29 protein-coding genes are annotated in these 26,377 nt (G+C 67.1%); 8 read left to right on the forward strand and 21 right to left on the reverse strand.

Annotated elements, in window-relative coordinates; translation table 11 throughout:
- Window positions 1-19: 19 nt before the first annotated feature.
- From D4765_RS03985 to D4765_RS03995, 3 genes are all read right to left on the reverse strand, one after another.
- A complete protein-coding gene (locus D4765_RS03985) occupies window positions 20-1,012 on the reverse strand; it encodes an NADP-dependent oxidoreductase (RefSeq protein WP_136640922.1) in 993 nt (330 codons plus the stop codon).
- Window positions 1,013-1,112: 100 nt separating this feature from the next.
- On the reverse strand, window positions 1,113-1,634 hold the full coding sequence (locus D4765_RS03990; protein WP_136640923.1) for a hypothetical protein: 522 nt from the start codon (window positions 1,632-1,634) through the stop codon (window positions 1,113-1,115).
- 165 nt (window positions 1,635-1,799) lie between these two features.
- Window positions 1,800-4,103: a polyribonucleotide nucleotidyltransferase gene (locus D4765_RS03995; protein WP_136640924.1), complete on the reverse strand. Its 2,304-nt coding sequence runs from the start codon at window positions 4,101-4,103 to the stop codon at window positions 1,800-1,802.
- A 367-nt stretch (window positions 4,104-4,470) separates the two neighbouring features.
- Here D4765_RS03995 and D4765_RS19600 point away from each other — a divergent pair, with 367 nt between their 5' ends.
- The 4 genes from D4765_RS19600 to D4765_RS19115 are packed head-to-tail and all read left to right on the forward strand — an operon-like array spanning window position 4,471 to window position 5,926.
- A complete protein-coding gene (locus D4765_RS19600; RefSeq protein ID WP_237280243.1) occupies window positions 4,471-4,821 on the forward strand; it encodes a hypothetical protein in 351 nt (116 codons plus the stop codon).
- The gene (locus D4765_RS04000) at window positions 4,784-5,239 is read left to right on the forward strand and encodes a GH25 family lysozyme (protein WP_237280244.1); all 456 of its coding nucleotides are present in this window, start codon (window positions 4,784-4,786) and stop codon (window positions 5,237-5,239) included. Before D4765_RS19600 ends, D4765_RS04000 begins: the two co-directional genes overlap by 38 nt.
- Window positions 5,214-5,777, forward strand: a complete 564-nt coding sequence (locus D4765_RS19110) for a DUF4214 domain-containing protein (protein ID WP_161580353.1) — start codon at window positions 5,214-5,216, stop codon at window positions 5,775-5,777. Before D4765_RS04000 ends, D4765_RS19110 begins: the two co-directional genes overlap by 26 nt.
- A complete protein-coding gene (locus tag D4765_RS19115) occupies window positions 5,774-5,926 on the forward strand; it encodes a hypothetical protein (protein ID WP_161580354.1) in 153 nt (50 codons plus the stop codon). Before D4765_RS19110 ends, D4765_RS19115 begins: the two co-directional genes overlap by 4 nt.
- A gap of 42 nt (window positions 5,927-5,968) precedes the next feature.
- Here D4765_RS19115 and D4765_RS04010 read toward each other — a convergent pair whose 3' ends face one another.
- The 9 genes from D4765_RS04010 to crcB (D4765_RS04050) all read right to left on the reverse strand — a co-directional run bounded on the left by D4765_RS04010 (window position 5,969) and on the right by crcB (D4765_RS04050) (window position 11,551).
- Window positions 5,969-6,661, reverse strand: a complete 693-nt coding sequence (locus D4765_RS04010) for a hypothetical protein (protein WP_136640926.1) — start codon at window positions 6,659-6,661, stop codon at window positions 5,969-5,971.
- Between the two features lie 64 nt (window positions 6,662-6,725).
- Window positions 6,726-6,995, reverse strand: a complete 270-nt coding sequence (rpsO, locus tag D4765_RS04015; protein ID WP_104243121.1) for a 30S ribosomal protein S15 — start codon at window positions 6,993-6,995, stop codon at window positions 6,726-6,728.
- Between the two features lie 57 nt (window positions 6,996-7,052).
- Complete coding sequence (locus tag D4765_RS04020; RefSeq protein ID WP_237280245.1) at window positions 7,053-7,379, reverse strand: ferredoxin; 327 nt, start codon at window positions 7,377-7,379, stop codon at window positions 7,053-7,055.
- Window positions 7,372-8,646 (reverse strand): NADH-ubiquinone oxidoreductase-F iron-sulfur binding region domain-containing protein, encoded by a 1,275-nt coding sequence (locus tag D4765_RS04025; RefSeq protein WP_136640928.1) that lies wholly within the window; start codon window positions 8,644-8,646, stop codon window positions 7,372-7,374. Before D4765_RS04025 ends, D4765_RS04020 begins: the two co-directional genes overlap by 8 nt.
- 5 nt (window positions 8,647-8,651) lie before the next feature.
- Window positions 8,652-9,209 carry a ferric reductase-like transmembrane domain-containing protein gene (locus tag D4765_RS04030; RefSeq protein WP_136640929.1) on the reverse strand — a complete coding sequence of 186 codons (558 nt, stop codon included), beginning with the start codon at window positions 9,207-9,209 and terminating at the stop codon, window positions 8,652-8,654.
- Window positions 9,210-9,212: 3 nt separating this feature from the next.
- Window positions 9,213-10,307 carry an FAD:protein FMN transferase gene (locus D4765_RS04035; protein WP_136640930.1) on the reverse strand — a complete coding sequence of 365 codons (1,095 nt, stop codon included), beginning with the start codon at window positions 10,305-10,307 and terminating at the stop codon, window positions 9,213-9,215.
- A gap of 1 nt (window position 10,308) precedes the next feature.
- Window positions 10,309-10,557, reverse strand: a complete 249-nt coding sequence (locus D4765_RS04040) for a hypothetical protein (protein ID WP_136640931.1) — start codon at window positions 10,555-10,557, stop codon at window positions 10,309-10,311.
- 107 nt (window positions 10,558-10,664) lie between these two features.
- A complete protein-coding gene (gene crcB, locus D4765_RS04045; protein WP_136640968.1) occupies window positions 10,665-11,042 on the reverse strand; it encodes a fluoride efflux transporter CrcB in 378 nt (125 codons plus the stop codon).
- A gap of 8 nt (window positions 11,043-11,050) precedes the next feature.
- Window positions 11,051-11,551: a fluoride efflux transporter CrcB gene (crcB, locus tag D4765_RS04050; RefSeq protein WP_338054619.1), complete on the reverse strand. Its 501-nt coding sequence runs from the start codon at window positions 11,549-11,551 to the stop codon at window positions 11,051-11,053.
- 22 nt (window positions 11,552-11,573) lie between these two features.
- Between crcB (D4765_RS04050) and D4765_RS04055 the strand changes: the two genes are divergently transcribed.
- Window positions 11,574-11,813: a hypothetical protein gene (locus D4765_RS04055; RefSeq protein ID WP_136640932.1), complete on the forward strand. Its 240-nt coding sequence runs from the start codon at window positions 11,574-11,576 to the stop codon at window positions 11,811-11,813.
- A gap of 42 nt (window positions 11,814-11,855) precedes the next feature.
- Here D4765_RS04055 and D4765_RS04060 read toward each other — a convergent pair whose 3' ends face one another.
- A complete protein-coding gene (locus D4765_RS04060) occupies window positions 11,856-12,305 on the reverse strand; it encodes a PaaI family thioesterase (RefSeq protein ID WP_136640933.1) in 450 nt (149 codons plus the stop codon).
- 115 nt (window positions 12,306-12,420) lie between these two features.
- Between D4765_RS04060 and D4765_RS04065 the strand changes: the two genes are divergently transcribed.
- Window positions 12,421-13,767 (forward strand): MFS transporter, encoded by a 1,347-nt coding sequence (locus tag D4765_RS04065; protein WP_237280246.1) that lies wholly within the window; start codon window positions 12,421-12,423, stop codon window positions 13,765-13,767.
- A 55-nt stretch (window positions 13,768-13,822) separates the two neighbouring features.
- Here D4765_RS04065 and D4765_RS04070 read toward each other — a convergent pair whose 3' ends face one another.
- The 3 genes from D4765_RS04070 to D4765_RS04080 all read right to left on the reverse strand — a co-directional run bounded on the left by D4765_RS04070 (window position 13,823) and on the right by D4765_RS04080 (window position 17,952).
- On the reverse strand, window positions 13,823-14,194 hold the full coding sequence (locus D4765_RS04070) for an FKBP-type peptidyl-prolyl cis-trans isomerase (protein ID WP_136640935.1): 372 nt from the start codon (window positions 14,192-14,194) through the stop codon (window positions 13,823-13,825).
- A 31-nt stretch (window positions 14,195-14,225) separates the two neighbouring features.
- A complete protein-coding gene (locus tag D4765_RS04075) occupies window positions 14,226-16,502 on the reverse strand; it encodes a UvrD-helicase domain-containing protein (protein WP_136640936.1) in 2,277 nt (758 codons plus the stop codon).
- Between the two features lie 67 nt (window positions 16,503-16,569).
- Entirely contained in the window at window positions 16,570-17,952 is a 1,383-nt protein-coding gene (locus D4765_RS04080) for an FAD-binding oxidoreductase (RefSeq protein WP_136640937.1), read from the reverse strand.
- 79 nt (window positions 17,953-18,031) lie between these two features.
- On the opposite strand from D4765_RS04080, the gene D4765_RS04085 reads away from it, so the two are divergent.
- Window positions 18,032-18,532, forward strand: a complete 501-nt coding sequence (locus D4765_RS04085) for a DUF6328 family protein (RefSeq protein WP_237280247.1) — start codon at window positions 18,032-18,034, stop codon at window positions 18,530-18,532.
- Entirely contained in the window at window positions 18,529-19,611 is a 1,083-nt protein-coding gene (locus tag D4765_RS04090; protein ID WP_136640938.1) for a YihY/virulence factor BrkB family protein, read from the forward strand. Before D4765_RS04085 ends, D4765_RS04090 begins: the two co-directional genes overlap by 4 nt.
- Here D4765_RS04090 and D4765_RS04095 read toward each other — a convergent pair.
- The 5 genes from D4765_RS04095 to D4765_RS04115 all read right to left on the reverse strand — a co-directional run bounded on the left by D4765_RS04095 (window position 19,559) and on the right by D4765_RS04115 (window position 26,280).
- Window positions 19,559-21,088 carry an aspartate ammonia-lyase gene (locus D4765_RS04095; RefSeq protein WP_136640971.1) on the reverse strand — a complete coding sequence of 510 codons (1,530 nt, stop codon included), beginning with the start codon at window positions 21,086-21,088 and terminating at the stop codon, window positions 19,559-19,561. The genes D4765_RS04090 and D4765_RS04095 overlap by 53 nt on opposite strands.
- A 65-nt stretch (window positions 21,089-21,153) precedes the next feature.
- Entirely contained in the window at window positions 21,154-22,632 is a 1,479-nt protein-coding gene (locus D4765_RS04100) for an aldehyde dehydrogenase family protein (protein ID WP_136640939.1), read from the reverse strand.
- Between the two features lie 67 nt (window positions 22,633-22,699).
- On the reverse strand, window positions 22,700-24,256 hold the full coding sequence (locus D4765_RS04105; RefSeq protein ID WP_136640940.1) for a carboxylesterase family protein: 1,557 nt from the start codon (window positions 24,254-24,256) through the stop codon (window positions 22,700-22,702).
- Window positions 24,253-25,203: an SDR family oxidoreductase gene (locus tag D4765_RS04110; RefSeq protein ID WP_136640941.1), complete on the reverse strand. Its 951-nt coding sequence runs from the start codon at window positions 25,201-25,203 to the stop codon at window positions 24,253-24,255. Before D4765_RS04110 ends, D4765_RS04105 begins: the two co-directional genes overlap by 4 nt.
- Window positions 25,204-25,212: 9 nt before the next feature.
- Window positions 25,213-26,280, reverse strand: a complete 1,068-nt coding sequence (locus D4765_RS04115) for a Gfo/Idh/MocA family protein (protein ID WP_136640942.1) — start codon at window positions 26,278-26,280, stop codon at window positions 25,213-25,215.
- Window positions 26,281-26,377 lie beyond the last annotated feature (97 nt).

Here is a 26,377-nt window from a genome sequence, read left to right on the forward strand (position 1 = left end):
CGCAGCGGGAGGGATGGACTCAGGGCCGGGCATCCGCTATGTCGCGTGCTTTCATCACACTGACGTTGTGGGCCGGCCTCATGCCGAGAACGATCTTGCCTCTGGCGTGGTGTTTCTCGAGGTCGTCGAAGGCCTGACGCACGAGATGAATGGGGTAGTAGCCCGAGATCAGAACGGTCAGGCTGTGTTCGGCCGTCATCTTGGTGAGTTTCTCAAGCACCTGGGTGTTGTGCCGGGCCAGCTCGGCGTCGGGGGTGATGGCCGCCAGTTCGATGATCTTGCGGTCATTGCTCGAGCGGAAGCGGCTGCTGTCGACGCCGAGTTTGTCGGCGATCTCGCTGCCGTCCTGCCCGAAGTTGTCGATGTACGCTGCCACCCCGTCGGGCGCGAGCTTCTCGATACGCTCGACGATGCCGTCGCCGTAGATGACCGGCTTCACGCCGAGCTGTCGCAGGTAGTCGAAATTGCGCTCACCGCAGGTGCCGATGACGTTCGCTCCGCGCGCCTTTGCCAGCTGTACCTCCATGCTGCCCACACCGCCCGCGGCGGCCGATACGACCACGGTCTCACCCTCTGAGACGTGCACCGCGTCGATCAGCTCGTGAGCCGCCAGACCCGCGAGGAAAAGCGCACCCGCGACTTCCCACGCCAGCTGGCGGGGCTTCTCCACCAGATTGTCTGCCGACACGACCACGTGGTAGGCCTGCGAGCTCATGCGGGCGTGCCCCAGAACCTCGGAGTTGCGGCGGAACTTGGTCACGCCCTCCCCCACCTCGAGCACGATGCCAGCGAAGTCGCTGCCCTGCGTCTGCGGGTTCGCCGTGGCGACCTCGTCAGCGAAGAGCCCTCGCCGAATATAGGCTTCGATGTGGTTGATGCCGGCCACGAGAACCTCGACGAGAACTTCGCCTGGGCCCGGGTGCGGCATCGCGGTCTCGACCAGGTCAAGAACCTCGACCCCGCCGAACTCCGAGAACTGGACTGACTTCGTTGTTGCAGCAATGCGGCTCATGGGATGCCTTCTCTCTCATCCTGATCATGCCGCCGCCGTTGCCTCACAACAAGGCTCTGGCCGATGTCCGTCGCCCAGCGGCCCGCGTGGTACAAGCCCATTACCCGGGCGGCAGCACAAAAACAGCGTAGGCACGGCGGAGCCAACACCACTCGGTGCTGTGGGCGATCATCGCGTACCCCTGCCACGCGCCGTACCCTTCGGCACTGAACCCCGAAAGCAGTTCCACGGTGCGCGTTCTGGCGAGCAGCGACCCGCCCTCGCCGGTGCCCCACACAACCTCAGGCGGCACATCGGCGCACAATGCGTCGAAGACCCGTTCGGAGCGCACGAATGCGGGCTCCGCGAAGGCTGCCTCGGTGGCCTGATCGACACGTGCAGCGCCAAAACGCTCGACGAGCCGTTCGCGCACCCGCCACCACACCCGGTCGACATCAGACTCGTGCGGTTCGCCTGCGCACGAGCGGTCAGCTGTGCACCGGGCAAACAGCCTCGCGTCGGCCAGAGCGCCGCCGAATGGCGATGCTGACCACTCGACGTACCGGGGAAAGGCAATTTCGGCAGCGGTGCATGCCAGCCGCAGCCCCTCCATTGCCCGAATACGCTCACGCTCGTGATTCACTGGGTGAGTTTACCTCGGCATCAGGTGGGCAGACCCGGGGAACGACGGATGCCCGCCACCACTTCTCGCAGGCGAGGAGGGTGACGGGCATCCGGTGCCGCAGGACGCTGGGCGTCGGCGCGGCGGGTGGTACGTGCGCTGCGATCGTGCTGCAGCGCGAGGTGACTAGCCTTCGGCGGGAGCCGAGGGGCCCTCGCTGTGGGCGGCGGAACCCTCGGTGTCGGCAGAGACGGCAACAAGGTTATTGTCGAGCTCGGCCTCGTCGATCACCGGAGCGAGCGACAGCTTTCCGCGATCGTCGATCTTGGTGATCTCGACCTGGATCTTCTGGCCGACGCCGAGCACGTCTTCGACGTTCTCGACACGCTTGCCACCGGCGAGCTTACGAACCTCGCTGATGTGCAGCAGGCCGTCTTTGCCGGGCATGAGCGAGACGAACGCGCCGAAGGTGGCGATCTTGACGACCGTACCCAGGAAGCGCTCGCCGACCTCGGGGTTGAGGGGGTTCGCGATGGCGTTGACCGCCATGCGAGCGGCCTCAGCCGAGGGGCCATCAACCGCACCGATGTAGACGGTACCGTCGTCTTCGATCGAGATGTCGGCGCCGGTGTCGTCTTGGATCTGGTTGATGGTCTTGCCCTTCGGCCCGATCAGCTCACCGATCTTGTCGACGGGGATCTGCACCGAGATGACGCGAGGCGCGGTGGGCGCCATCTCGTCGGGGGTGGAGATCGCAGCGTTCAGCACCTCGAGAATGGCGGTGCGGGCAGCCTTGGCCTGGCCGAGCGCGCCATCGAGCACCGACGTGGGAATACCGTCGAGCTTGGTGTCGAGCTGGATGGCCGTGATGAACTCACTCGTACCGGCGACCTTGAAGTCCATGTCGCCGAGCGCGTCTTCTGCACCGAGGATGTCGGTGAGGGCCGCGTAACGCGTCTCCCCGTCGACCTCGTCGGAGACAAGACCCATGGCGATACCGGCGACGGGAGCGCGCAGCGGCACACCGGCGTTCAGCAGCGACAGGGTGGATGCACAGACTGAACCCATCGAGGTGGAGCCGTTCGACCCGAGGGCCTCTGACACCTGGCGGATGGCGTACGGAAAGTCTTCACGCGACGGCAGCACCGGCACGAGGGCGCGCTCGGCGAGGAAGCCGTGCCCGATCTCGCGACGCTTCGGGGTACCCACGCGGCCGGTCTCACCGGTCGAGTAGGGCGGGAAGTTGTAGTGGTGCATGTACCGCTTCTTGGTGACGGGGCTCAGCGAGTCGATCTGCTGCTCCATCTTCAGCATGTTCAGCGTGGTGACGCCCAGGATCTGGGTCTCGCCGCGCTGGAAGATAGCCGAACCGTGCACGCGGGGAATGACCTCGACCTCGGCATCGAGCGGGCGGATGTCGCTGAGACCACGGCCGTCGATGCGGATTCCGTCGCGGAGGATACGGCCGCGAACGACCACCTTCGTGACCGATTTGTATGCAGCCGAGAACTCGGAGAGCACGATGGCGTCGAGCGTTCCGGCCTCAACCTTGGCTGTGATGGCCTCTTTCACGCGAGCCTTGAGCGCGTCGTCGGCGTCTTGGCGCTCGATCTTGTCGGCGATCTGGTAGATGGCGACGAGCTCGTCGTAGCTGAGCTCGGCGACCGCGTCGTACGAGGCCTTCGAGTACGGCAGGAACACGGGGTACTCGGCAACCGGCTTCGCGGCCTGCGTCGCAAGTGAGGCCTGGGCCTCGACGAGCTGCTTGATGAACGGCTTCGACGCCTGCAAGCCCTGGCTGACAACAGCCTCGTCGGGCTTGGTGGCGCCGGCCTGGATCAGGTTCCAGCTGTGCTCGGTGGCCTCAGCTTCGACCATCATGATGGCGACGTCGGTCTGGCCGTTCTTGTCGGTCACAACGCGACCGGCGACGACGATGTCGAAGACGGCCTCCTGCAGCTGGGCGGCGTTCGGGAATGCAACCCACTGCGAGCCGATGAGCGCGAGGCGCACGGCACCGATGGGGCCCGAGAACGGAACGCCCGAGATCTGGCTCGACGCGGATGCCGCGTTGATGGCCAGTGCGTCGTAGAACTCGCCAGGAGCGATCGACAGCACGGTGATGACGACCTGAACCTCGTTGCGGAGGCCGGTGACGAACGACGGGCGCAGCGGCCGGTCGATCAGACGGCAGACCAGGATGGCCTCGGTCGAGGGGCGGCCTTCGCGGCGGAAGAACGAGCCGGGGATCTTGCCCGCAGCATACGAACGCTCTTCGACGTCGATGGTGAGGGGGAAGAAGTCGAAGTTGTCTTTCGGGTGCTTCGAGACGCTTGTGGCGCTCAGCAGCATGGTTTCTTCATCGAGGTACGCAGCGACAGCGCCCTGAGCCTGCTGCGCGAGGCGGCCGGTCTCGAAGCGAATCGTGCGGGTGCCGAATGAACCGTTGTCAAGAACGGCTTCGGCGAATTTGATTTCTGGACCCTCCATATGGGGGTTTCTCCTTATTGTGTTGTTCCGCACCATACCGGCGCGAAGAACGTCGTGTTCCCGTGTGGAACACGATCTTCCTGGGAGCGGGGGAACAGCGAGACGCATACCAGCCCACTCCATTTGTTGCAAGCTCAGTCTATCAGCGCGCGCGCCGCAGACCTAGGCAGCACGCCGGGAGCACCATATGGTTGCGCATTATGAACAAAGCTCTGCGTCTGGGCATCGCTGCCGTCGCCTCCTCTCTCTTGCGGTCGCCGTCTTCGGCGGAGCCGCACCGTCGTTCGCGGTCACGTCGCCATCACCCGTTCCCACATCCCCAGGAGGTTCGCCGGTCGCACCGACGGGCGACTCCGCACTCGATCAGATGAACGCAGCGCACAACCACACGCTCGGGTCGACCCTTCCGACGTTCGAGCCGTCGGCCGCGGGCGGCAGGTCATCGGCCGAAGCGAGCATTCAGGCCGTGCCCGAGAATGCGACACCGGATGCCACAGCCAACGCCGTCTCGAGCACACACGTTCTCGGAATAGACATCAGCGGCTGGCAGCAGCTGAACTCCTCTGACCGGAACGCAGCGTGGGCTAACGGTGCCCGCTTCGTGTACATCAAGGCAACCGAGCAACGACTGCACCAGCAGTTCGTCCAGCAGCCAGTTCAGCAATGCCAAACAAGTGGGCATGGTGCGCGGTGCCTACCACTTCGCGAACACGTATGAGTCGACCGGTGCCGTGCAGGCCTCGTACTTCGTCACCCACGGCGGTACCTGGTCGAACGACGGCCAAACACTGCCACCGATGCTCGACATCGAGTACGACCCTTACACCTCCTCAGACGGCACCAACAGCTGCTACAGCCTCAGCCAGCCCGCGATGGTGGCCTGGATCACCAAGTTCTCGAACACTGTGCTCTCGCTCACCGGCACGCTGCCAGCCATCTACACCACCACCAACTGGTGGAACCTCTGCACCGGCGGCAACCGCAGTTTCGCCTCGAACTCGCTGTTGGTGGCCTACTGGGTCGACAATCTGTCGACCGGCGCCGGCCAGCTACCGGCCACCTGGAACACGTACTCGCTCTGGCAGTACGCCGATTCGGGCGTCTTCCTCGGTGACCAAGACCTTGTTCAACGGTGACTACTCGTCACTGAACCTGTTCGCCTCGAACGGGGCAACGCCCACCGGCGGCACCTCACTCGACGCGAGATACATCACCGCGCTGTACGGCGACTACCTCGGTCGAGCGCCCTCGTCTGACGACATCAACTTCTGGGAGGCACGACTGGCGGCCGGCTACCCGCGCGGCTCGATCTCAGCCGGCTTCGTCGGCAGCGATGAGTACCGACTCGACCGCATCGACGCGGCGTACCAGAGCATTCTGGGCCGCGCCCCTGACCCAAGCGGCCGAGTGAACTGGCTGAATACCATGCGCGCAGGCGTGATCACCACCGACGACATCGAGACCAGCCTGTACGCCTCGCAGGAGTACTTCTTGCAGCACTGCAGCACGGCAGCACCAACACCGGATTTGTTGCATCGCTGTATCCAACTCTGCTGGGGCGCCAGTGTGGTGCGTCAGACTATAGCTTCTGGTCGAAGCTGGCTGCCCAGAACGGTCGCGATTAGGTCATCGCATGCTTCTGGGATTCGACCGAGCCCATCACCGAGCGCGTGAACGCGATGTACAAGGTCTATCTGGGCCGCTCACTCGACCCGTCAGGCCTACAGACCTGGGTGAACCTCGCGCTGCAGATCGGTGACTCGGGGCTGCGAGCCGGCATCACGGGCAGCGACGAGTACTTCAACCGGGCCCAGACACGCTGAGCGCGAGTCGGCTGCGTGCGGGTGTGGCCCGTGCCCGGCCGGCTACGGCGCGAGCAGGGGGCCGACGTCGACGGTGATGACGCGGCCCTTCGTGGTGGTACGGATGCCCACCGGCACGGTTCGGTACTGTTTCCGGTCGGCAAACGGCACCAGCTGGGCAGCGATGGCCTGGTCTGACTCCCGCGGCAGAAAGCCCGCACGGTACAGGCGCTCCCCCACGAGAAGATCGACGGCGACGCGGTAGTCGCGGCCCATCCAGGCGGTGGCGCGCGGAACGAGCACTGCCACGAACTCGGGGCCGCCCCTCGCCAGCGCGGCTTCGATGCTGCCCTGGTGCCGCTGGGCATCCACGACCGGCAGCGTGCTGTCGTGGGCGGTGCTGTCGTGGGCGGTGCTGTCACGCGGCGCGCTGCCAGCCGCGGCGACCGGATGCCCGGGGGGCAGCAGCTCGGTCTCTTGCCTCAGAGCGAGCGAGCCCTCACCGTCGCGGCGCAGGCGAGGCACGAAGAACGGCAGCACCTCGAGGAGCGCGGCGAGCACCGCCGCGCTGAGCAGCAGCGTGAGGGCGATGGGACTCACGACCGCGATGTCGAGGCGCTGGAAGAGAGCGGCGACAATCGAGAAGCCGAGAACGGCGGCGACCAGGAACGGATCCCAGCGCCAGAGCGGCAGCTTCTGCCGGGGTGCGCGGCGCGGGCGCGAGAAGTCGCGGGCCGGCGGGAGGTTCGGTGACATGGTCATGGTGTGAAAATGGGCCGCTCCCCCGCAGGAGAACGGCCCACTCTGCCAAACAAAGCGACTATCGGCGAAGGCCCAGGCGGGCGATCAGCGAGCGGTAACGCTCGATGTCGACGCTCTGCAGGTAGCCGAGGAGACGGCGACGCTGGCCGACCAGCAGCAACAGGCCACGACGTGAGTGGTGGTCGTGCTTGTGAAACTTCAGGTGCTCGGTCAAATCGAGGATTCGTGTGGTCAGCATTGCGACCTGAACCTCGGGAGAACCGGTGTCACCTGGGTGGGTGGCGTACTCGTCGATGATGGCTTTCTTGGCATCTGGCGTTAACGGCATAGATGACCCCTATTCTCTTAGTTGCGCGGCGCTCGTCGCTGGGTGCGTGAGCTCTCTTTATCCGCGGCCGTTTGACGGCAACCTCGTGAGTTTAGCAGATTCTGTGAGCCGCAGGGCCTGGCGGGGGCAGAGGGCGATCGCATCGCGTGCTGCGGGCAGCAATGACCTCTGGACGGGAACGTTCGATCTCTCGGAGACGGGTCGGTTCAGGGCGAGCGGGTAGCCCCACTCGTCGCGGCCCAGCAGCTCGGGCAGAAGTTCGGTGCAGAGCCCGCGGCCGTCGCAGAGAGTCCAGTCGATGTGGAGGACGGTCGGGTCAGCTGCGACATCGGCCGCGGCGGCTGCGGCTGCGGCGTTCGGTCGGGGCGGGCGCGGGTCAGGCACCGTGCACCTCGCAGGTTGAGGCCAGGTGCGCGCGAACATCCGAGGCGAACACCGAGAGCGAGCTGAGCACGAATCTCGCCGTGCCGTCGGGGTGGGAGCACGAACCGCGGCCGGTGACGAGGTCGGCGAGCCGGGCGACCTCGGCGGGCAACGGCGGGTCGCGTGACCGCGAGGCGATGCGGGAGAGCACGCCGGCCATGGCCGGCAGCCCGTTCACGCAGGGACCGCACTGCCCGGCCGACTGCTCGGCAAGGTAGGTGGCAATGCCCGCGGCCGTCTCGAGCCCGCAGCGCGCAGATGACAGAACGAAAACCACACCGGCACCGGGCGCCGCGCCGAAGGGGCTGAGCGCTTCGCGCGACAGGGGCGTGTCGAGGGCCGGGGCGGGAACCCACGCGCCGTGGTAGCCGCCGACGAGCACGGCACTGACGGGTGCCGAAGCTCCACCCGCGGCGGCAATGAGTACGCTCAGTGGCGTACCACCGGCCACCTCGAGCACCTGAGGCGTGGCCACGTCTCCGCAGACCGTCACCAGGCGCGTTCCCGGCTCCTGCTCGGTGCCGATCGAACGAAACCACTCGGCCCCGAATCGGGCGATGAGTGCCAGCTGGGCGAGAGTTTCGACGTTCTGAACGAGTGTCGGCCGGCCCTTGAGCCCCGCCTCGCTGAGATGCAACACGTGGTCGCGCGGAACACTGACCGCCCGCTCGACGGCGTTCACCACGGCCGTCGCCTCCCCCGCGACGAAAGCCTCGGGGGTGACGAGCACCTTCACGTGCCGGGCATCGGGCCGCTCGCCGAGGGCGTGCTGCACACCGGGAGCAAGCTCGGCCGTCGTGAAGAAGTGCAGATCGGATGCCCCCACCGCCGCGGCACAGAGCAACAGCCCGTCGATCACGAGGTGCGGCGCAAGGCTCAGCAGCGCGTGGTCTTTGCGGCTGAGCGGTTCGCCCTCTGAGCCGTTCGCTATCACGACGGCAGGGCGCGAACCACGACCGCTGGCGTGTGAGCGGGTGGAGGCGAGTTTTCGCCACACGGGAAACCCGGCGCCGCCCCGGCCGTCGAGGCCGGCTGCCCGCAGCTGCTCGATGACGGTCTCTGCGTCGGCGGGAGCGCCGGCACCAGCCCGGGTGGCGGCGGGGAGGGTCGGTGGGAGTGCTCCGTACGCGCGAAGGTGGGCGGCGAACGACGTGCCCGCGGCGAGAAACAGGCGAGCCGTGCCCCGCGGCGCAGAGGTGTTCACGGGGAGGTGTGGTGCTGCATCCATCACCGTCACGAGACCTCACCCGTTCGAACGGTTCGAAACTCGATGAAACGGGCCGAGACCCGCCAGGCCACGGCCCCGAGAACAAGGGCCGTGCTGATGCCGGCGATGACGAGAAACCAGCCGCTCGTACCGTTGGTGCCGTTGCCGATGGCGTGCGCGAGGGCGACAGGCCAGAGCACATAGGTGAGCCAGTGCACGACGCGAAAAGCGCGGAGGCCGATGCGGTTGCGCAGCAGGCTCGTGACGACGACCGCGATCAGAAGATCGACTCCCACGGTTCCGAGGCCCTGCCAGAACGGCAGAAAACTGCCGAAGAACGGTACGACGAAGTCGAGCAGGGTGAGCTGGGCGAAAGAATCGAAGAACAGCGAGACGATGTGCACCAGCAGAAAGACGCACGAAACGAGCGACAGGTTGCGATGCACGAGCGTCACAGAGAAGCGGGGAAGCCCCGGCAGCGGGCGGCCCGACCGCGTGACAATACCCAGCACCACGGCCAGGGTGAGCGTGACCATCGAGACGATGCCGGTTGCGCGGCCAATGGCCCAGAGTGCCTCATCCATGGTTCAACCCGCCGCCCGTACGTGAACGCTGTTCTCGTCGGGCCAGCCGCCGAGGCTCAGAACGCGGGTCTCGGCGGTCACCAGCCTCGCTGCGGTGTTTCGGCGAGCGAGCCAGGCAATGGCGCTTCGCCCGCGAACAATGGATGCCGTACTCAGCGAATTCGCCTCGACACAGCTCGCGGCGGCCACCGTGACCGTCTTCCAGATGGGTGCGGCGGGCAGCCCCTGTGCCGGGTCGAGGATGTGGTGCAGCGCCCGCCCGTTCGACACCCAGCGGCGCTTCTGTGTGCTCGAGGTGGCTAGGGCCTGGCCTGCTGCCAGGGTGATGAAGCACGACGGGTCGCCGGGCAGGTCGCACACGGTGATCTGCCAGCCGCCGTCGGGGGCAGCGCCTGCGGTGGCAATGTCGCCGCCGAGGCTCACGAGCACACCGCAGCCGAGCTCGGCGAACACGCGGGCCGCGGCGAGGTCGGCGGCGAGGGCCTTGGCGGTTGCTCCGAGGTCGAGGGTGAGGTCGGCGGGCACAGTGAGGAGGTGTCGGCGGGCGCTCCGCAGTGGCCGATCTCGCTGCGATGCCTCGCACGGCGCTGCATCGGGGCGTACGGGCACGGCCATGAGAGTGACCCGCCGCCAGCCGGGAATCGAGGTCGACAGGATGACGACGGGAGACGCACCAGCTGCCCCGCGAAGGTCGGAGAGCGCGCCGACACCGGCCCGCGGCGCCCGCAGCTCTCCGATGTCACGGTCGTACCCGAGCCGGGCCAAGACCGCGCCGAGGGTGGGGTCGACGGCGCCGTCGGTGAACTGCGCGGCGCCCAACGCGGTGCGAACGAGCAGCGCGAGCAGGTCACTCACCTCGGCACCCTCGGGCAGCCGGGGTTGCAGGCGCACCAGTTCGGAGTCGGGCGAGAACCTGTTGCAGGCACGCCCCACCTCGCCCAGCACCTCGGCGACGAGTTCGGATGCCCGGTCGATCGCCAGGGCGTCGGTGACGACCACCCGGGCGGTGGTGCTCCACACGCTCCACTCGCGCGCCGCGGTGTCGGGTGCGGTGATGTTCTCCGGCAGCTGGTCGGCCGTGTCACGCGTGTCGGCCATCTCAGGAACCACCCGACGTCGCGTGCGAGGAATGGCCGCGTCCGGTCGAGACGGAGGAGCTGCCGGAGTTTGTCGCGGCCGAAGAGTCAGACGTACTCTGCTCGCTCGTCGCCACGGTGCTCGAGCTCGACGAACCGGGCGTGCTGACCCACAGGGCGGCCGTGGTGAAGGCGGCCGCAACCAGGCTGGCTCCCCCGACGACGACGGTGACCACAGTGGCTCGTCGCTTGCCCGACTGTCTCAGATTCATCTGGCGCCTCCCGGTGATCGTGGTACCGCCCTGACATTCGACGGCGCCACATGGTTCTTTCGTGCTGTCAGTCTGCATGCGCTGACGTGAAGAACCATCGGAGCTTTCTATGAGCAGCCCATGAGTGTTGCCAGCGCAAAACCCCCGGCAGCAGCGGCCACGGCCACAACGAGCATTCCGACGCCGTTCAGCAGTGCCGCGCCGTACCGCCGCCCCTGCACCAGCCGAACCGTCTCAAAGCTCGCCGTGCTGAAGGTGGTGTAGCCGCCGAGCAGACCGGTGCCCAGGATGAGCCGCACGTCGCTCGAGATGACCGCACCGAGCGCGAGCCCGGTGACGAGGCCGAGCAGCAGCGAACCACTGATGTTGATGACGGTCGTTCCGACCGGGTACCGCACCGAGGTGCGCGAGCGAATCACGCCATCGAGCACAAACCGAGCCACGGCTCCCGCGCCGCCGCACACCGCAACGGCGATGGCCAACATGACGGGGTTCACGAGGCGGGCATCCGGCGCCGACGCGTGTGAAGCCACGAGCTGAGGGCGATGCCCCCGATGCTGGCCAGGGCACCCAGAACCACGGTGCCGAGGGCGTACAGGATGCCCTCGAGAATGCGCCCCGCCCCGAGAAGCGTCACGGTGTCGACCGAGAGCGCGCTGTAGGTCGTGAAGCCGCCCATCACGCCGGTACCGAGCAGAAGCCGCAGCGCTCGCCGCCGCCCCGCGTCGCTGCCCCTGCGGGAGAGAGACTCGAGAAGCACACCGAGGAGGAAGGCGCCCATCAGGTTGATGCCGAAGGTCGTGACGGGCAACCCGTCGATGGCGGGGTAGGCGGCCGAGAGGAGGTAGCGCGCCGCAGTACCGACGGCACCGCCGAGTGCGACCAACCCGAGAGATGACGGGCGCAGGTGCACGGCGACTTCGAAGCGCCCCGCGGCAGTGGAGTCGTCGACCTCGACATCGCTGTCGAGGGGAAGCTGCTGCGGTGAACTCACCAGCACAGCCTAAACTCAGCCCATGAGCAACTACGAATTCGGTGGCCGAGCAGACATCGAAAAAGCACTCGACATGCTGGTGAACCTCGACCAGGTGCAGTCCAACGCCATTGTCGTTCTCGAGATCGACGAAGAGATCGAGCGACTGCAGAAAGAACTGGTCAAGTACGACCGCGACCCGGCGTACGTTCCCGACAAAGACCTCATCGAGGTTGTCAGCGGGTATGTCGAGCGGGCTGACGACTGGAACCGAAAAGACTGACCCACTGCGTCTGCGCTCATGCGGCGCTGAACCGTCTGAGTGTCAGCGCTGCATGACCAGCAGGGTCGACGTGGCCGTGGCCAGCAGGCGGCCCTGGGCATCCGTCAGTCGCGCCTCGGTGAATGCCGCCCGGCCGCCCATCTTGATGACGGTGGCCTCGGCGCGAACCTCGCCGGTGTCGACCGTCATGGCCCGCAGGTACGACACCTTCAGTTCGAGGGTCGTGTACGCCTGGTCGGCCGTGAGCAGCGAGTGAACCGCGCAGCCGCAGGCCGAGTCGAGCAGGGTGGCGGCATACCCACCGTGCACCGAGCCGATGGGGTTGTACACCCGAGCCGTCGGGGTGCCCACGAACACCGCCCTGCCCGCATCGATCTCGACCAAGTCGAACTCCATCGTCTCGCCGATGGCTGGGCGGCGACCGAGCGCCAGCATTGCGCGCATCTGTTCGAGGCCCGTCAGGGCGGGAGCGGCTTCGTCAGCGAGAGTCATAGTGTGTCCTTTACGGGAATGCGCGTCTGCGAGGTGAGGTTATCGCTCTCGCCAGCGAATGGCCGCGTGCATTGCGCACCTCCCACAGTCAACTGAACCGAATGCGAAAAAAATAGTGAGCGACCCGAACCATCCTGTGCTGACCGAGGCCCCGGCTAAGCACAGCCGCTTCGTCGATCTCACCCCGCTGAAGGAGAGCCCGGCGTTCGCCCGTCTGTGGCTCGGCGGCGCGATCTCGGGCATCGGCGGCCAGATGACCATCGTCGCTGTGGGGCTGCACATCTACGACCTGACGAACTCCACCTTCGCCGTGTCACTGGTGGGCGTCTTCGCCCTCGTGCCGATGATCGTGTTCGGGCTGTACGGCGGCATTCTCGCCGACTCGTTCGACCGGCGCCTCGTAGCGCTCATCTCGGCCATCGTCGCTTGGGTGTCGACCGCGACGCTGGCCCTGCTGGCCTGGATGCACGTCGATGTGGTCTGGCCGTTCTACCTGCTCGCCACCCTCATCGCGGTCGCCGCGACGGTGATCGGTGCAACCCGTTCGTCGATCGTGCCGCGCCTGCTGCCCGCTCGCCTGCTGCCCGCGGCCTCTGCCCTCGGCGGCATCAGCGTGGGCGCGCAGATCACGGTCGGGCCGGCCCTCGCGGGTGTGCTCGTCGCCAGCGTGGGGCTGCAGTGGACGTACACCGTCGACGTCGCCCTCTTCGTCTTCGCGTTCCTCGGCATCGTCGCGCTGCCCGCCATCATTCCCGAGGGCGACAAACGCCGGCCCGGCTTCTCGTCGCTGGTCGACGGAATGGCGTTTCTGAAGAGCTCACCGAACGTGCGCATGTCGTTCATCGTCGATATCGTCGCGATGACCTTCGGGCAGCCCCGAGTTCTGTTCCCGGCTGTCGGCGCGCTGCTGCTCGGCGGCGGCGCGATAACCGTGGGAATTCTCACCGCGGCCGCGGCCATCGGTGCGCTGCTCAGCAGCGTCTTCTCGGGGCGACTCGGTCACGTGCGCTGGCAGGGCCGGGCCATCGGCCGCGCCATCACGGTCTACGGCGCGTTCATCGCGGCCTTCGGTGTCGTGCTGCTGGTGGCGAGCAGGCTCGGCACCGGCGGGCTGCACCCGGTGACCGAGTCGATCGACGATGCGAACATTCCGGCGCTGATCGTTGCGGCAATCCTCCTGGCCGGCTCTGGTGCGGCCGACAATGTCAGTTCGATCTTTCGCAACACGGTGCTGCAGGCGGCCGTTCCCGACAACATGCGCGGCCGCATCCAGGGTGTGTTCATCGTGGTGGTCAGCGGCGGCCCACGCCTCGGCGATGCCTACGTGGGCATTCTGGCGACCGTCGCGGCGGTGTGGTTTCCGCCGCTGCTGGGCGGTTTCGTGATCATGGCACTCATTGTGGTGCTGATGCGCGCGAACAAGCGGTTCAGGGCCTACGACGCACTCGCGCCGACCCCTTAGGATCGGCGCGAGTGGCAAGCGAACTGACGCAGAGATGCAGCAGCCGTGCAGTTTTCTAGCTGACGCCCAGCAGGTCGATCACGAAGATGAGGGTGCGACCCGAGAGCTGGTGGCCGCCGCCCGCGGGGCCGTACGCCAGCTGCGGCGGAACGGTGAGCTTGCGGCGCCCGCCGACCTTCATTCCGGGAATGCCCTGCTGCCAGCCGGCGATGAGCTGGCGCAGCGGAAAGTTGATCGACGAGCCGCGGCTCCACGACGAGTCGAACTCGTCGCCCGACTCGTAGTCGACACCGAGGTAGTGCACGTCGACGGTCGAGCCGGCGGCCGCCTCAGCGCCGTCGCCCACGACGATGTCGATGATTTCGAGGCCCTCGGGGGCCGGGCCGTCAGGAAATTCGATTTCGGGTTTTGCGTTGAGATCTGTCATCCCTCTATCAAACCGGGCCGCGGCCCCGACGTCAAAGCGAAGACCCGCGTTCGACGATGGTGAGCCGCTGCGTCGGCCTGGTCATCGACACGTACAGCGCCGACGCCCCGCGCGTGCTGCCCTCGAGAATGGCCGTGCGATCGACGATCACCACCGAGTCGAACTCGAGGCCCTTCGCCTCTTGCGGGGTCATCACGGCGACCTGGCGGGTGAGTCCGACCGCACCGAGGCCGGTTTCGCCGGGCAACGCCTGCGCGAGCGCACTGAAGACCGAGTCGAGGGCGGCGGGCGTAGCGATGACACCGATGGTGCCGCGACTGTCGATCTCGCGGTCGGCGGTGACGGCATCCAGAACCGCCTGGGCGAGCACGTCATCGCCGGCACCGGATGCCCGCACTGTCACAATCGGCCATTCACTCTGCCGCACCGACGTCGACCGGGTCACCGGCAGCCCGTGTTCTTCGGCCATCTGCTGTGCCGCGTCGGCGATCTGCGTGGGAGTGCGGTAGTTCACCGTGAGCTCTTCGAGGCGCCAGCCGTCGCCGAGCTTCGCCCGGCCGACCAGCGGCAGAACGGCCTCTCGCCAGCTGCTGGCACTCGCGGCCGCGCTGGCCTGGGCGATGTCGCCCACGATGGTGAACGAGCGCATCGGCCCGCGGCGGCGGAGCAGCCGCCACTGCATCGGCGACAGCTCCTGGGCCTCGTCGACCACGATGTGCCCGTACGTCCACGTGCGGTCTGCGGCGGCGCGTTCGGCCGTCGTGCCGCGGGAGGCAAGCTCGGCGAAGTTGTCAGCGAGGTCTTCGGCGTGCACGAGACCCTCGACGTCCATGTTGCGAATGGCGTTCTCGGCGTTCTCGATGTCGCGCTTGCGCTGCTGCTTGTTCTCCCGATCGAGCGCCGCCGAGCGCTCGTTGTGCTCTCCGAGGTGCTCGGCCGCCTCATCGAGAAGCGGAATGTCGGACACCGTGAACGGCGCGTCTCTGTCGCGGCGCAGCAGGGCGCGTTTGGCTGGGCTCCAGGTCGGGGTCAGCTCGGCGAGCCACTGCGGCCGGGCGTAGAGGTCTTGCAGAAGCTTCTGCGGGCTGAGCGGGATCCACGCGGTGTTCAGCGCGACCTTGACGTCGTACGCCGAGCGCAGGTCTTCGCGCAGCATGCCGTAGTCGTCTTCGTCGACCGTGTTGCCGTGCGAGCGCAGCTGAGCGGCCAGGGCACGCGTGAGGTCGTTCAGGGCGGTCTTGACGAACGACACCCGGGCCTCGTTGTACGGCTTTCGCTTCTCGTTGGCCCGGGCGATGGCATTCGCGATCACGTGCGGCTCGAGGGTGAGCGGCTCGCCGTTCACGTCGAGCTGCTGCGGCTCGGCGGGTACCCGCTGGCGCGAGCGGATGGCGCGTTCGATGAGGCTCGCCATAGCGGTCTCGCCCTTCACGACGGCGACCTCTGGCTCGTCTTCGGTGATCGCGTCGACCCCCGGGTAGAGCTGGCCCACGCTCGCGAGCACAACGCCGGTCTCGCCGAGGCTCGGCAGCACCGCCTCGATGTACTGCAGAAAAGCGCGCGACGGGCCCACCACGAGTACACCCGACGACTTCAGCCGGTCGCGGTGCGAGTACAGCAGGTACGCGGCGCGGTGCAGCGCCACGGCGGTCTTGCCGGTGCCGGGGCCGCCCTGCACGACGAGCACGCCAGCGAGGTCGCTTCGAATGATGCGGTCTTGCTCGGCCTGGATGGTCGCCACGATGTCGTGCATCCGACCGGTGCGCTCGGTGGTGAGCGACGCCATCAGCGCACCCTCGCCCTGAAGCTGGCTCGCCTCATCGTCGGTGAGGCCCTCGCTGTCGAAGATCTCGTCTTCGATCTTGACGATGCGCCGGCCCTTGCTCAGCAGGTGACGCCGCGACCGGATGCCCATCGGAGTGGCCGCAGTGGCCTGGTAGAAGGGGCCCGCCTGGGGTACACGCCAGTCGAGCAGTATCGGCTTCAGGTTCTCGTCGCGAAGGCCTATGCGGCCGATGTAGCGAAACGGGGTGTCGTCGTCGGGGTCGGCGTCTCTGTCGGCGTCGGCGTCTGCGTCCGACTCGAGGCGCCCGAACGCGAGCCGCTCGTCGACCTCGTTCAGCTGGGCGATGCGGTCTTCGAACACCCGCGCGAACGCGTCGCGCTCCGAGCGGCTCTGGTGGTTGCCACCGACGTCTTGGCTGTGAACTCGCTGAAGCTGCTTGTGGGCATCCGTTCTCAGTTCATCGAGCCGTTCATACAGCTTCTCTACATACGCACGTTCACGGTCAAGTTCGGCTGAAGCCACGTTCGGTACCCCTCAAAAATCCGGCAGATTATTCTATCCCGGCGCTGAGGGGGGTGAGCGTCACCGCTCAGAACATCGTGCCCGGGTTCATGATGCCGAGCGGGTCGAAGACGGCCTTGATCTGCCGCTGCAGGTCGAAGCTGTCGGTGCCCACCTCGTCTCGCAGCCAGCGTTTCTTCAGCACGCCGATACCGTGCTCGCCGGTGAGGGTTCCGCCGAGGTCGAGGGCGGCCCGAAACAACTCCCCGGCGGCCTGCCACACCACGTCGGGCACCTCACCTGATGCGAGAGCCAGTTCGGGCGTGATGACGAAATTCGGGTGCAGGTTGCCGTCACCGGCGTGCGCCACAGTGGGAATGCTCAGGCCCCACTTCGCCCCGATGCGCTCGATCTCGCCGAACATCGCCGCGAGCTGCGAGCGCGGCACACAGACGTCTTCGATCAGCACTTCACCCCTGGCGGCGAGCGAGGGGTGAACGCTCCGCCGCACCGCGAGCAGCCGCTCGCCGACCTCGGGGTCGATGGTGAGCTCTGCCGTGCCGCCCGCGCCCGTGACGATCGCGAGAATACGGTCGGCTTCGTCAACGGATGCTCCCCCATCGGTCTGCACCAGCAGGTACGCACCGCCCGATGCCGAGAGCGTGGTGCCGTTGAAGGCATCGATGGCTTTGAGCGCCTCATGGTCGATGAGTTCCATCACGGCCGGTCGAAGGCGAGCAGCTGTGACGGCAGCCGAGGCCGCGGCGGCCGCCACGATCGTGTCGAAGAACGCGCCGATCGTGACGACGGTTCCGGCGGCGATGGGCCGCAGCCGTACGGTGGCCCCGACGATGACGCCGAGGGTCCCCTCTGAGCCGGTGAAGAGCGCGGTGAGGTCGTAGCCCGTGACGCCCTTGATGCTGCGGTGGCCCGTCTCGAGCATCCGTCCGTCGGGAAGCACAACGGTGAGGCCGAGCACCGCCTCACGGGTGACCCCGTACTTGGCGCAGAGCAGGCCGCCGGCGTTCGTGGCGATGTTGCCGCCGATGGTCGAGATGGCCTTGCTGGCCGGGTCGGGCGAGAACACGAGCCCGTACTGTGCGACCGCATCGCTCAGCGCCTGGTTGATGACGCCGGGCTCGACCTCAGCCAGTTCGTCGGCGAGCGCCACCTCGAGAATGCGGTTCATCGACGCAGTCGAGAGCACGATGGCTCCGTCAGAACCGGCGCCTCCCCCGGCCAGGCCGGTCGCGGCCCCCTGGGGCACTACCGGCACGCGCCACTCGGTCGCGATACGCATGACGGCCTGCACGTCAGCGATGCTCTCGGCCCGCACAATGGCGAGCGGCATGCCCGGGGCGGTGTAGCCCGAACGGTCGGCCCGAGCCCCCTGCAGTTCAGCGGGGTCTGTGCTGAGACGAGAGCCGAGTTCGGCCCGCAACCGGTGGAGAACGGCGGTGGAGGTGGTCATGCACCCCATGCTAAAGCGCACAGCTCACGGTGCACCGTCGACGGGCGTGCGGCGCTGGTTCGACCGCTAGCATCGAAACGTGAGCGAATCGAGCGAATTGTCGGCCTACGACACCAGTCGTCGCCCCGAAGACCTCACCGAGTCTGAAAGAGACAAGCTCGAACGCAACTGGACCGAGCTGCTGCAAGAACTGCGGGTGATTCAGACCGGTACGCAGATTCTCACCGGGTTTCTGCTCACACTGCCCTTTCAGGCGAAATTCCAGACCCTCGGCAGCGCGCAAGTGACGCTGTACCTCTGCCTCGTCGTGGGCGCGGCACTCGCGACAGCACTCGCGCTGGCACCGGTGAGCGTTCACCGGGCGCTGTTTCGGCACCGGGCCAAGGCGCAGATCGTGAACACCGGCAACCGCCTGGCCATCGCGACGCTCACGGTCGTGTCTCTCGTACTGACCGGAACCATGGTGTTCGTGTTCGACATGGTGGCCGGTGACGTTGCGGCGATCGTGGCCGGCATCGCTGCGCTGGTGGTACTCGCGGCTCTCTGGGTGGCCTTGCCGCTGGCGGTTCGCCCGCGATGAGCGAGCTCGGGGGCATGGCTGGCGAGCGGGGTGTCTCCGGGCTCAGCCTGCGGGAGCGCCGCGCCAGCAGTGCGCTTCGTGCACTCGACCGACGGGCGATTCTGTACGCCATGCGCCGTGCCACTCACGGCTTCTTTCTGCATCGCGGAATCGACGCGGGCGCGACCCTTACCTTCTTCTCGGCCCTGGCGTTCTTTCCCGCCACGCTCGCGGTGGTCTCGACGGTGGGCCTGCTCGACCCACAGGGTGACGCGGTGCGGGTCATTCTGAACGTCATCGACACCTTCGTGCCGAAGTCGACAGTCGGCACCACTCGGCTGGCCCTCGAGCAGTTCACACGCATGCCCGACCCGTTCTTCACTCTCGTGGTGGGCCTGGCGCTCACCGTCTGGACCGGCGCCAGCTATGCCACCGCGTTCGGCCGCATCGTCAACGGGGTCTATGGAGTCGAAGAGGGCCGCCGCTTCATCAAGCTGCGCCTCCTCATGCTGCTCGAGGCAGTTGTGCTCATCGTGCTGCTGTTCACCATCGCGGTGATCGTGATCATCACCCCCGACGTGGCGAAGACCATCGTGACAACCCTCGGCTGGCCGCCCGTGGCCAGTCTGGTGTGGAGTGTGCTCAAGTGGCCCGCCCTCGCGCTACTTGCGGTATTCACTGTTGTTGTGCTTCACTACGGCACTCCGAACCTGAGGCGCCCACGCATCCGTTTGCTGTCGGTGGGCGCCACATTCTCGATCGTCGCGTGGAGCCTCACGACGGCCGGGTACTCGTTCTACGTGTCGACCTTCGCCGCGTACGACAAGTTCTACGGGCTGCTGGGCGGGGCGATCATCACGCTGATCTGGCTCTTTCTGTCGAACCTCGTGCTGGTCATCGGCGTGGAGGTCGACGCCGAGCTGACGAGGGCCCGGCAACTGCTTCGGGAGATGCCGGCTGAGGAGAGCATCCAGGTGCCCCTCAGAGACAATCACCGCAACCTCATTCTCGCCCGGCGGCTCGAGCGCGACACCTCGGAGGGCGTGGCTATTCGCGGGGAGGCACGTCGCCTTCGCCGCCAGCGGCCGCCAGCGAACTGAGCACGGCGTTGCCGCCCGTGAGAACGGCTTCGGCATCGGCGCCCACGATGGGAATGGCCGAGGTGATGGTCTCGAGCCCCGACAGCCGGGCGGGTGAGAGCAGCTTGGTTACGCGCTCGCGGGTCATCAGGTTCGCCTCAACCACGAGGTCGGCGATGTTTCGACCCGTGAGCAGCGCCGTCTTCGCCAGCGCCGACGAGGCCGAGTAGCCGATGTAGGGCGTGAGGGCTGTCACGACCCCCACCGAGGTGGAGACAAGCCGGTCGAGCCGGTCGACGTTCGCGGTGATGCCGTCGACGCAGTTGATACGCAGGGTGCGAAAGCCCTGCGTCATCCAGGCGATGCTCTGCAGCAGCGAGTGCGCGATGACGGGCTCGAAGGCATTGAGCTGCAGTTGGCCACCTTCGGCCGCCATGGTGACCGTGACGTCGGCACCCGCCACCGAGAAGGCGATCTGGTTGACCACCTCGGGAATCACCGGGTTCACCTTGCCCGGCATGATGCTCGAGCCGGCCTGGCGCGGCGGCAGGTTGATCTCGCCGAACCCCGCCTGCGGGCCGCTCGAGAGCAGGCGCAGGTCGTTGCAGATCTTGCTCAGCTTGATGGCAGACCGCTTCAGGATGCCCGACAGCTGCATGAACACCCCCGCGTCGCTTGTGGCCTCGATGAGGTCGGGGGCCGTGACGTACTCGAAGCCGGTGAGCTGGCGCAGGTGCCGCCGCACCGCGTCGGCGTAGCGCGGGTCTGCCGTGATGCCGGTGCCGATGGCCGTGGCGCCGAGGTTGATCTCCCAGAGCAGCGGAACCGTCTCGGCCATGCGCTGGTTGTCTTCGGTGAGGGTCGTGGCGAAGCCATGGAACTCTTGCCCGAGGGTCATGGGCACCGCGTCTTGCAGCTGTGTGCGGCCAATCTTCAGCACGTCGTTGAATTCGACGCCCTTCAGAGCGAATGAGTCGCGCAGCAACTCGTGCTCGGCAAGCAGGCGCTGCAGACCGAAGCACAGCGCGAGCTTCACCGCCGTGGGGTACACGTCGTTCGTGCTCTGGCTGCGGTTCACGTCGTCGAGCGGGTGCAGCACGCTGTAGCTGCCCTTGGGTTCGTCGAGCAGGCCGAGCGCGATGTTCGTGAGCACCTCGTTGGCATTCATGTTGGTCGAGGTGCCGGCACCGCCCTGGATGACCCCCACCACGAATTCGTCGTGAAACCGGCCGTCGCGAACCAGCTGGCACGCCTCGTCGATGACGCGCGCCTTCTCGGCGCTCAGCACACCGATCTCGGCGTTCGCCCGCGCCGCCGCCTGCTTCACGATGACAAGAGCATTCACGAGGTCGGGGTAGACCGAGATGGCCCGGCGACTGATGGGAAAGTTCTCGAGCGCGCGGGCGGTGTGGATGCCCCAGTAGGCGTCGACCGGAATCTCGACCGACCCCAGAGAGTCTGTCTCGGTGCGGGTCAGGGCAGCACCAGTGCTGCTCAGCGGTACGTCAGGGCTTGTCTCGTAGTTGTTCGGCACTACAAAAACGTTACTCGGTGGCGGCCGGGTCAGGTGAGTTTTCTGAGGAATCCGCGAATGAACGCGTCTTTCTTCTGCGTGAACGGCGGATACACGAGGTTAAACGTGTCGGGCTTCAGAATCTTGCTCAGCACGGCCTTCTCGTGGCTGAACACAGCGAGACTTCGTTCGCCGTGGTACGAACCCATACCGCTCTGGCCCACACCCCCGAACGGCAGCGACTGCACGAGCAGGTGGGCCGCGGGCACGCCGAATGCCAGAGCGCCAGAAGAGGTCTGTGTGGTGAACCGGCGCCGGGTGGTCTTCGACTCGCTGAACACGTAGAGCGCGAGCGGCTTGTCGCCGGCGTTGATGAAGTCGATGGCGTCGCTGAGCGAGTCGACCGTGACGATCGGCAGAATCGGGCCGAAGATCTCTTCTGACATGATGGGTGCGTCACGGCTGACGCCCGAGAGCACGGTGGGGGCGATGTAGCGGGTGCGGGCATCCGAGTCGCCTCCGGTGACAACCGTTTCGCCCTCGAGCAGGCCGACGAGGCGCTCGAACTGCCTGTCGTTGACGATGCGACCGTAGCTGTCGCTCGATACGGGGTCACTGCCGTAGAACTCGGCAATCGTATCGACCAGCAGCGCTCCCAGCTTCGCGGCGATGGCCGGGGTGGTGAGCAGGTAGTCGGGTGCGACGCAGGTCTGGCCGGCGTTCATGAACTTGCCCCACGCGATGCGGTGGGCAACCACGCGAAGATCGACGGTGTCGTCGACGTACACCGGTGATTTGCCGCCCAGCTCGAGGGTGACGGGCGTGAGGTTCGCGACGGCTGCCTGCATGACGATGCGGCCCACGCGCCCGTTGCCGGTGTAGAAGATGTGGTCGAAGCGTTCAGCCAGCAGCTGGGTGGTCTCGTCGACTCCGCCCTCGATGAGCGCGACGGCGTTGCTGTCGAAGTACCGGGCGAAGAGGCGGGCGAACACCGCCGAGGTGGCGGGGGCGAGCTCGCTGGGCTTCGCCGCGACAGCGTTGCCCGCGGCGAGCGCCCCGATGATGGGCACGAGCAGCAGTTGAACGGGGTAGTTCCACGGCGCGATCACGAGCACCACGCCCAGCGGCTCTTTCACGACGTGCGCTGACGAGGGGGCGATGAGCAGCGGGGTCGAGACCCGCTTCGGCCGCAGCCACTGACGCAGGTGCTTCAGGGTGTGGTCGATCTCGGCGATCACGAATCCGATCTCGGTGAGCTGGGCCTCGGCCGGGTTCTTCTTGAGGTCGGTGAGCAGCGCCTGCTCGATGTCGCTCGTGTTGTCGATGAGCAGCGCGCGCAGTGCCTTCAACTGCCGGATGCGCCACGCAGTCGGCTTCGTGACGCCCCGGTCGAACGTGCCGCGCAGCCGCTCGACGGTGCTGATGATGCTGGTGATGCTGCTGGTGCTGGTGACGGCCGTGGGGCGAGCCGCAGAAGGCGGCGTTGCCTCAGAACCGGTGCCCTGCTGGCTCGGTGCGTCGATGCTCATGACTCATCGTATGCCGATCATGCTCCCTGGCGCGGGTGCAGTGCGATCGTTCCGCTCCTCAGCCGAATCAGACGGTGTAGCGCGGGTGCAGAGTGATGGCGCTGCCGACGCGGCGGCGTGAGCTGTACGGCGGCCATTCTGCTTCTGGATGCCCGGGGTCGCCGATGGGCGTCGGAGTGCCGGTGCGCGCAAAAGCCGCCCACGACCGTCGGAGCTGGAGCCCAGTCTTCTCGAGGTCGGCCCATACTGCGCCCCCCAGCATCGGCGAGCCGCGCCAGAACTCTTCGTCGGCCCAGAAGAACGGCAGCTCGAGGCAGTGGCACGCTCCCCACGGAGTGCCCATTGGTCGCCAGTCGAGGCGATAGGTGAACACCCGCGCTCCGGCCGCCGCGAACGCTCCCGCGAGCGCAAGGCTCGGGGCACCGAACACGCGCCGAGTGAGGGCAGCCGACAGTGGTTCTGTGGCGGGGCGCAGCAGCCGCGAGGCCCGAGCCCGGCGGAGCGCGCCGACCACCTCGAGAAACGCGCTGAAGTCGTCACGGTTGTACCCGATCAACACGTCGACGCCCGGAGCACGTCTGGCCCAGCGCTCGGCCCGCTCGGCTTTCGCCGGCACCGGCCAGACACCCGGGGTGGGCGCGTAGGGCATCCCGCTCGTGAGCCGGTCTCCGTGCAGGCCCTCACCCGCGCGCACCTGCGCCTCGAGTAGTTGCTGAACGGTCGCGTCGCGGGGGTGCACCTGGCCGAGGGCACTCACCACGTTGGCGCCCAGCTCGACGGCCAGCACCTCGCGGGCGGTGTCGAGCCCGAGGGGTGGGCTCTGCAGAATTGCACGAGAGAAAAGGCCATCGGCCTCGGGGATGGCGAGCAGCTGGGCTATCGCGTCTGCCCCGGCTGACTGCCCGAACAGCGTCACCGTCGATGGGTCTCCCCCGAACGCGGCGATGTTCTGCTTCACCCACGCCAGCGCAGCGAGCTGGTCGAGCACCCCCAGGTTCGCCGGTACGGCATCGCCTGCCTCGGGCTCACCGGGAGCGAGGGGTACGTAGCCGAACACGCCGAGCCGATAGTTCAGGCCCACTACGATCACGTCGCCGTCGGCCACCAGCCGCGCCGGGTCGTAGATCTCCCCCGCGCCAGAACCGTTCACGTACGCTCCACCGTGAATCCACACCATCACGGGCCGCAGGGGCGCACCCTCACCTAACGCCGCCCGCGGAATGGTGATGTTCAGAAAAAGGCAGTCTTCAGCCATCGGCGGCGTGCGCTTGGGCAACGCCAGCAGCGCGAGCCCGAAGGGCGGCTGCGGGCACATCGGCCCGTCTGCGCGCGCCTCCCGGATGCCCGTCCACTCCGGTGCCGCCACGGGAGCCTCGAATCGCTCCGCCGTCGCATACCGCACCCCGCGAAATCGAACCAGTTCGCCCTCGATCGAGCCCCGCAGGGTTCCGGATGCCGTCACCACGTCGTACGAAGCCGCCCCCTCGGGCGCTGCCGGCCATCCGCCCGCCGTCACCGGTGCCCCGCCGATCGGTACACCCGCACCAGCACTCGCACCAGCCCCTGCACCCGTACCTGCACCTGCACCTGCACCTGCACCCACCGCCGCACCGACGTCGGTCACCGGCCCGCCAGCACGTCTTCGAGGGTGCGCGGCGCGTGCCCGGTGAGCAGCGCCACGTCGGCCGAGACGGTCTCGAGCTCGCCGTCACGGATGCCCGTGTACGTGCTCACCCATGCGTCGACCATGAACGCCGGCGCGTTGAACTTCGCTCGCGACGCGTAAGCCTCGTCGACGCTTTCGTTCTGGAACGTCACCGTTCGCCCGGTGGCCTTCGTCGTTCGCTCGGCCAGTTCACCGAACGTGAGGGTCTCGCCGCCGGTCAGCTCGTACAGCGCACCGCGATGCTCGCCCGGTGCGAGCAGTACGGTCACGGCGGCGTCGGCGACATCGGCCCGCGCCACGGCGGCCATGCGCCCGTCACCGGCCGGGCCCCTGATGACGCCGTTCTCGTCGGCGAACGCGACCAGCACGTCGAGATAGAAATTGTCGCGCAGAAACGTGAAATCGAGCCCGCTGGCACGGATGACTTCTTCGGTTCTGCCGTGGTCTCGCGCGAGCGTGAAACTGGCAGCGGGCCCGGCCCCCGTGAACGACGTGTAGACGATGTGCTGAACCCCGGCCTCGATGGCCGACTGGATGAACTGCACATGCTCGGCGACCCGGTCGGTCGACTCGGCCGCCGACACCATGAACAGCACGTCGACACCCTCGAGCGCCTCCCGACCAGCCCTGGCATCGCTGTATTCGGTCACCCCGACCGTGACGTCGACGTCACCCGCCCTTCCTGCAGCCGTCGCAGCACCCGCGAAGTCGGGAACCCGAGCAGCGTCACGCACGATCGCACGAAAGCCCTGCCCGTGCGAGGCGAGCAGACGCCCGACGGCACCGCCGATGTTGCCCGTCACTCCCGTCACACCGATCGTGTACGCCCTGCTCGTCCCGTCAGCCCTGTTCGCTGCGTCAGCCCTGTTCGCTGCGTCAGCCCCGAGCCCTCGTTCTGTTGTCATGCAGAAACCCTACGCGCGGCCCGCGTGCGACTGCTCGATGATCTCGAGAACCTCCTGCGAATCTGCCGCATCCACCGGCAACGCCGACCCCGTTGTCAGAGCGTCACCCAGCTGTGAGTAGAACGCAGAGTAGTCTCCGCGTTCAAGCGGCACTCGGCGAGTGTCACCGTCGACGCCCACTTCGGCCCATGCCGACTCGGGCTCGATGCCGTACGCAGCGTCGGTCGGCAGCATTCCGCCCTTCAGCGCGGCCTCCTGGCCGTCGAGCCCCCACTTCGTGAAGGCTGAGCGCGAGCCCAGCACGTGAAACCGTGCACCCTTCTGGGCGGCGAGCCCGTTCATCCAGAGCTGGCTCTGCACTCCCGAGGTGTGCCTCAGGGCGACGAACGCGTCGTCGTCAGCCGAACCGCCCGCACGGCGCGTGCGCACCTCGGAGTACACCTCATCGATCGGCCCGAACAGCTGTAGCGCCTGGTCGATCAAGTGGGTACCGAGGTCGAACAGAATGCCGCCACCCTCGCTCACCGTGGCCTCGTTCTTCCACGCCTTGCCGCCCTGGGGCCGCCACCACTCGAACCGCGACTCGAACCGGTACACGTCGCCGAGTTCGCCCGCGCCGAGCAGCTTGGCCAACGTGAGGTAGTCGGCGTCCCATCGCCGGTTCTGGAACACCGTGAGCGCCTGGCCCAGCTCGGCCGCCCTGGCAACGAGGTGCGCACCCTGCGACGAGTTTGCGGCGAACGGCTTGTCGACGACGACGGCCAGCCCGGCTTCGAGCGCCGTGAGCGCCAGCGGGTAGTGCGTGACGGGCGGCGAACCGATCACGACCAGGTCGTACTCGTCGGCGTGGTCGAACAGTTCATCGGTGTTTCTGAGAACGCGGGCCGATGGATGCAGCACCCCCGCCTCTGCCACCCGTTCGGCGTTGCCCGTCACGATGGCTGACAGCGCGAACCGGGGGTCTGCCGCAACGAACGGCGAGTGGAACACCCGCCCCGACAACCCGAAACCGATCACCGCCGTTCTGATCGGTTCGGTCAGGAGATGCGGGCTACGTGCGCCAGAAACGGTGGTCATGATTGCAGCCTATCCGGCCCGGATCGGCGGGAACACGGGCCTCGCCGGGTATCCATTCCCCTACGGGAATACAAACCGGTTAGTTGCTGTTGGCTAA

Origin of the sequence: Subtercola vilae (assembly GCF_004923255.1) — a bacterium.
GTDB lineage: Bacteria > Actinomycetota > Actinomycetes > Actinomycetales > Microbacteriaceae > Subtercola > Subtercola vilae.

What these genes read in the sequence shown, in the direction of transcription:
- D4765_RS04100 (WP_136640939.1), bottom strand. Translation starts at nt 22,632, where the DNA reads ATGAGCATCGACGCACCGAGCCAGCAGGGCACCGGTTCTGAGGCAACG.
- crcB (WP_136640968.1), bottom strand. Translation starts at nt 11,042, where the DNA reads ATGTTGGCCATCGCCGTTGCGGTGTGCGGCGGCGCGGGAGCCGTGGCT.
- D4765_RS19600 (WP_237280243.1), top strand. Translation starts at nt 4,471, where the DNA reads ATGAACGCAGCGCACAACCACACGCTCGGGTCGACCCTTCCGACGTTC.
- D4765_RS03995 (WP_136640924.1), bottom strand. Translation starts at nt 4,103, where the DNA reads ATGGAGGGTCCAGAAATCAAATTCGCCGAAGCCGTTCTTGACAACGGT.
- D4765_RS04115 (WP_136640942.1), bottom strand. Translation starts at nt 26,280, where the DNA reads ATGACCACCGTTTCTGGCGCACGTAGCCCGCATCTCCTGACCGAACCG.
- D4765_RS03985 (WP_136640922.1), bottom strand. Translation starts at nt 1,012, where the DNA reads ATGAGCCGCATTGCTGCAACAACGAAGTCAGTCCAGTTCTCGGAGTTC.
- D4765_RS04055 (WP_136640932.1), top strand. Translation starts at nt 11,574, where the DNA reads ATGAGCAACTACGAATTCGGTGGCCGAGCAGACATCGAAAAAGCACTC.
- D4765_RS04060 (WP_136640933.1), bottom strand. Translation starts at nt 12,305, where the DNA reads ATGACTCTCGCTGACGAAGCCGCTCCCGCCCTGACGGGCCTCGAACAG.
- D4765_RS04080 (WP_136640937.1), bottom strand. Translation starts at nt 17,952, where the DNA reads ATGACCACCTCCACCGCCGTTCTCCACCGGTTGCGGGCCGAACTCGGC.
- D4765_RS04025 (WP_136640928.1), bottom strand. Translation starts at nt 8,646, where the DNA reads ATGGATGCAGCACCACACCTCCCCGTGAACACCTCTGCGCCGCGGGGC.
- D4765_RS04090 (WP_136640938.1), top strand. Translation starts at nt 18,529, where the DNA reads ATGAGCGAGCTCGGGGGCATGGCTGGCGAGCGGGGTGTCTCCGGGCTC.
- D4765_RS04000 (WP_237280244.1), top strand. Translation starts at nt 4,784, where the DNA reads ATGGTGCGCGGTGCCTACCACTTCGCGAACACGTATGAGTCGACCGGT.
- D4765_RS04035 (WP_136640930.1), bottom strand. Translation starts at nt 10,307, where the DNA reads ATGGCCGACACGCGTGACACGGCCGACCAGCTGCCGGAGAACATCACC.
- D4765_RS04110 (WP_136640941.1), bottom strand. Translation starts at nt 25,203, where the DNA reads ATGACAACAGAACGAGGGCTCGGGGCTGACGCAGCGAACAGGGCTGAC.
- D4765_RS04040 (WP_136640931.1), bottom strand. Translation starts at nt 10,557, where the DNA reads ATGAATCTGAGACAGTCGGGCAAGCGACGAGCCACTGTGGTCACCGTC.
- D4765_RS04030 (WP_136640929.1), bottom strand. Translation starts at nt 9,209, where the DNA reads ATGGATGAGGCACTCTGGGCCATTGGCCGCGCAACCGGCATCGTCTCG.
- rpsO (WP_104243121.1), bottom strand. Translation starts at nt 6,995, where the DNA reads ATGCCGTTAACGCCAGATGCCAAGAAAGCCATCATCGACGAGTACGCC.
- D4765_RS04070 (WP_136640935.1), bottom strand. Translation starts at nt 14,194, where the DNA reads ATGACAGATCTCAACGCAAAACCCGAAATCGAATTTCCTGACGGCCCG.
- D4765_RS04010 (WP_136640926.1), bottom strand. Translation starts at nt 6,661, where the DNA reads ATGTCACCGAACCTCCCGCCGGCCCGCGACTTCTCGCGCCCGCGCCGC.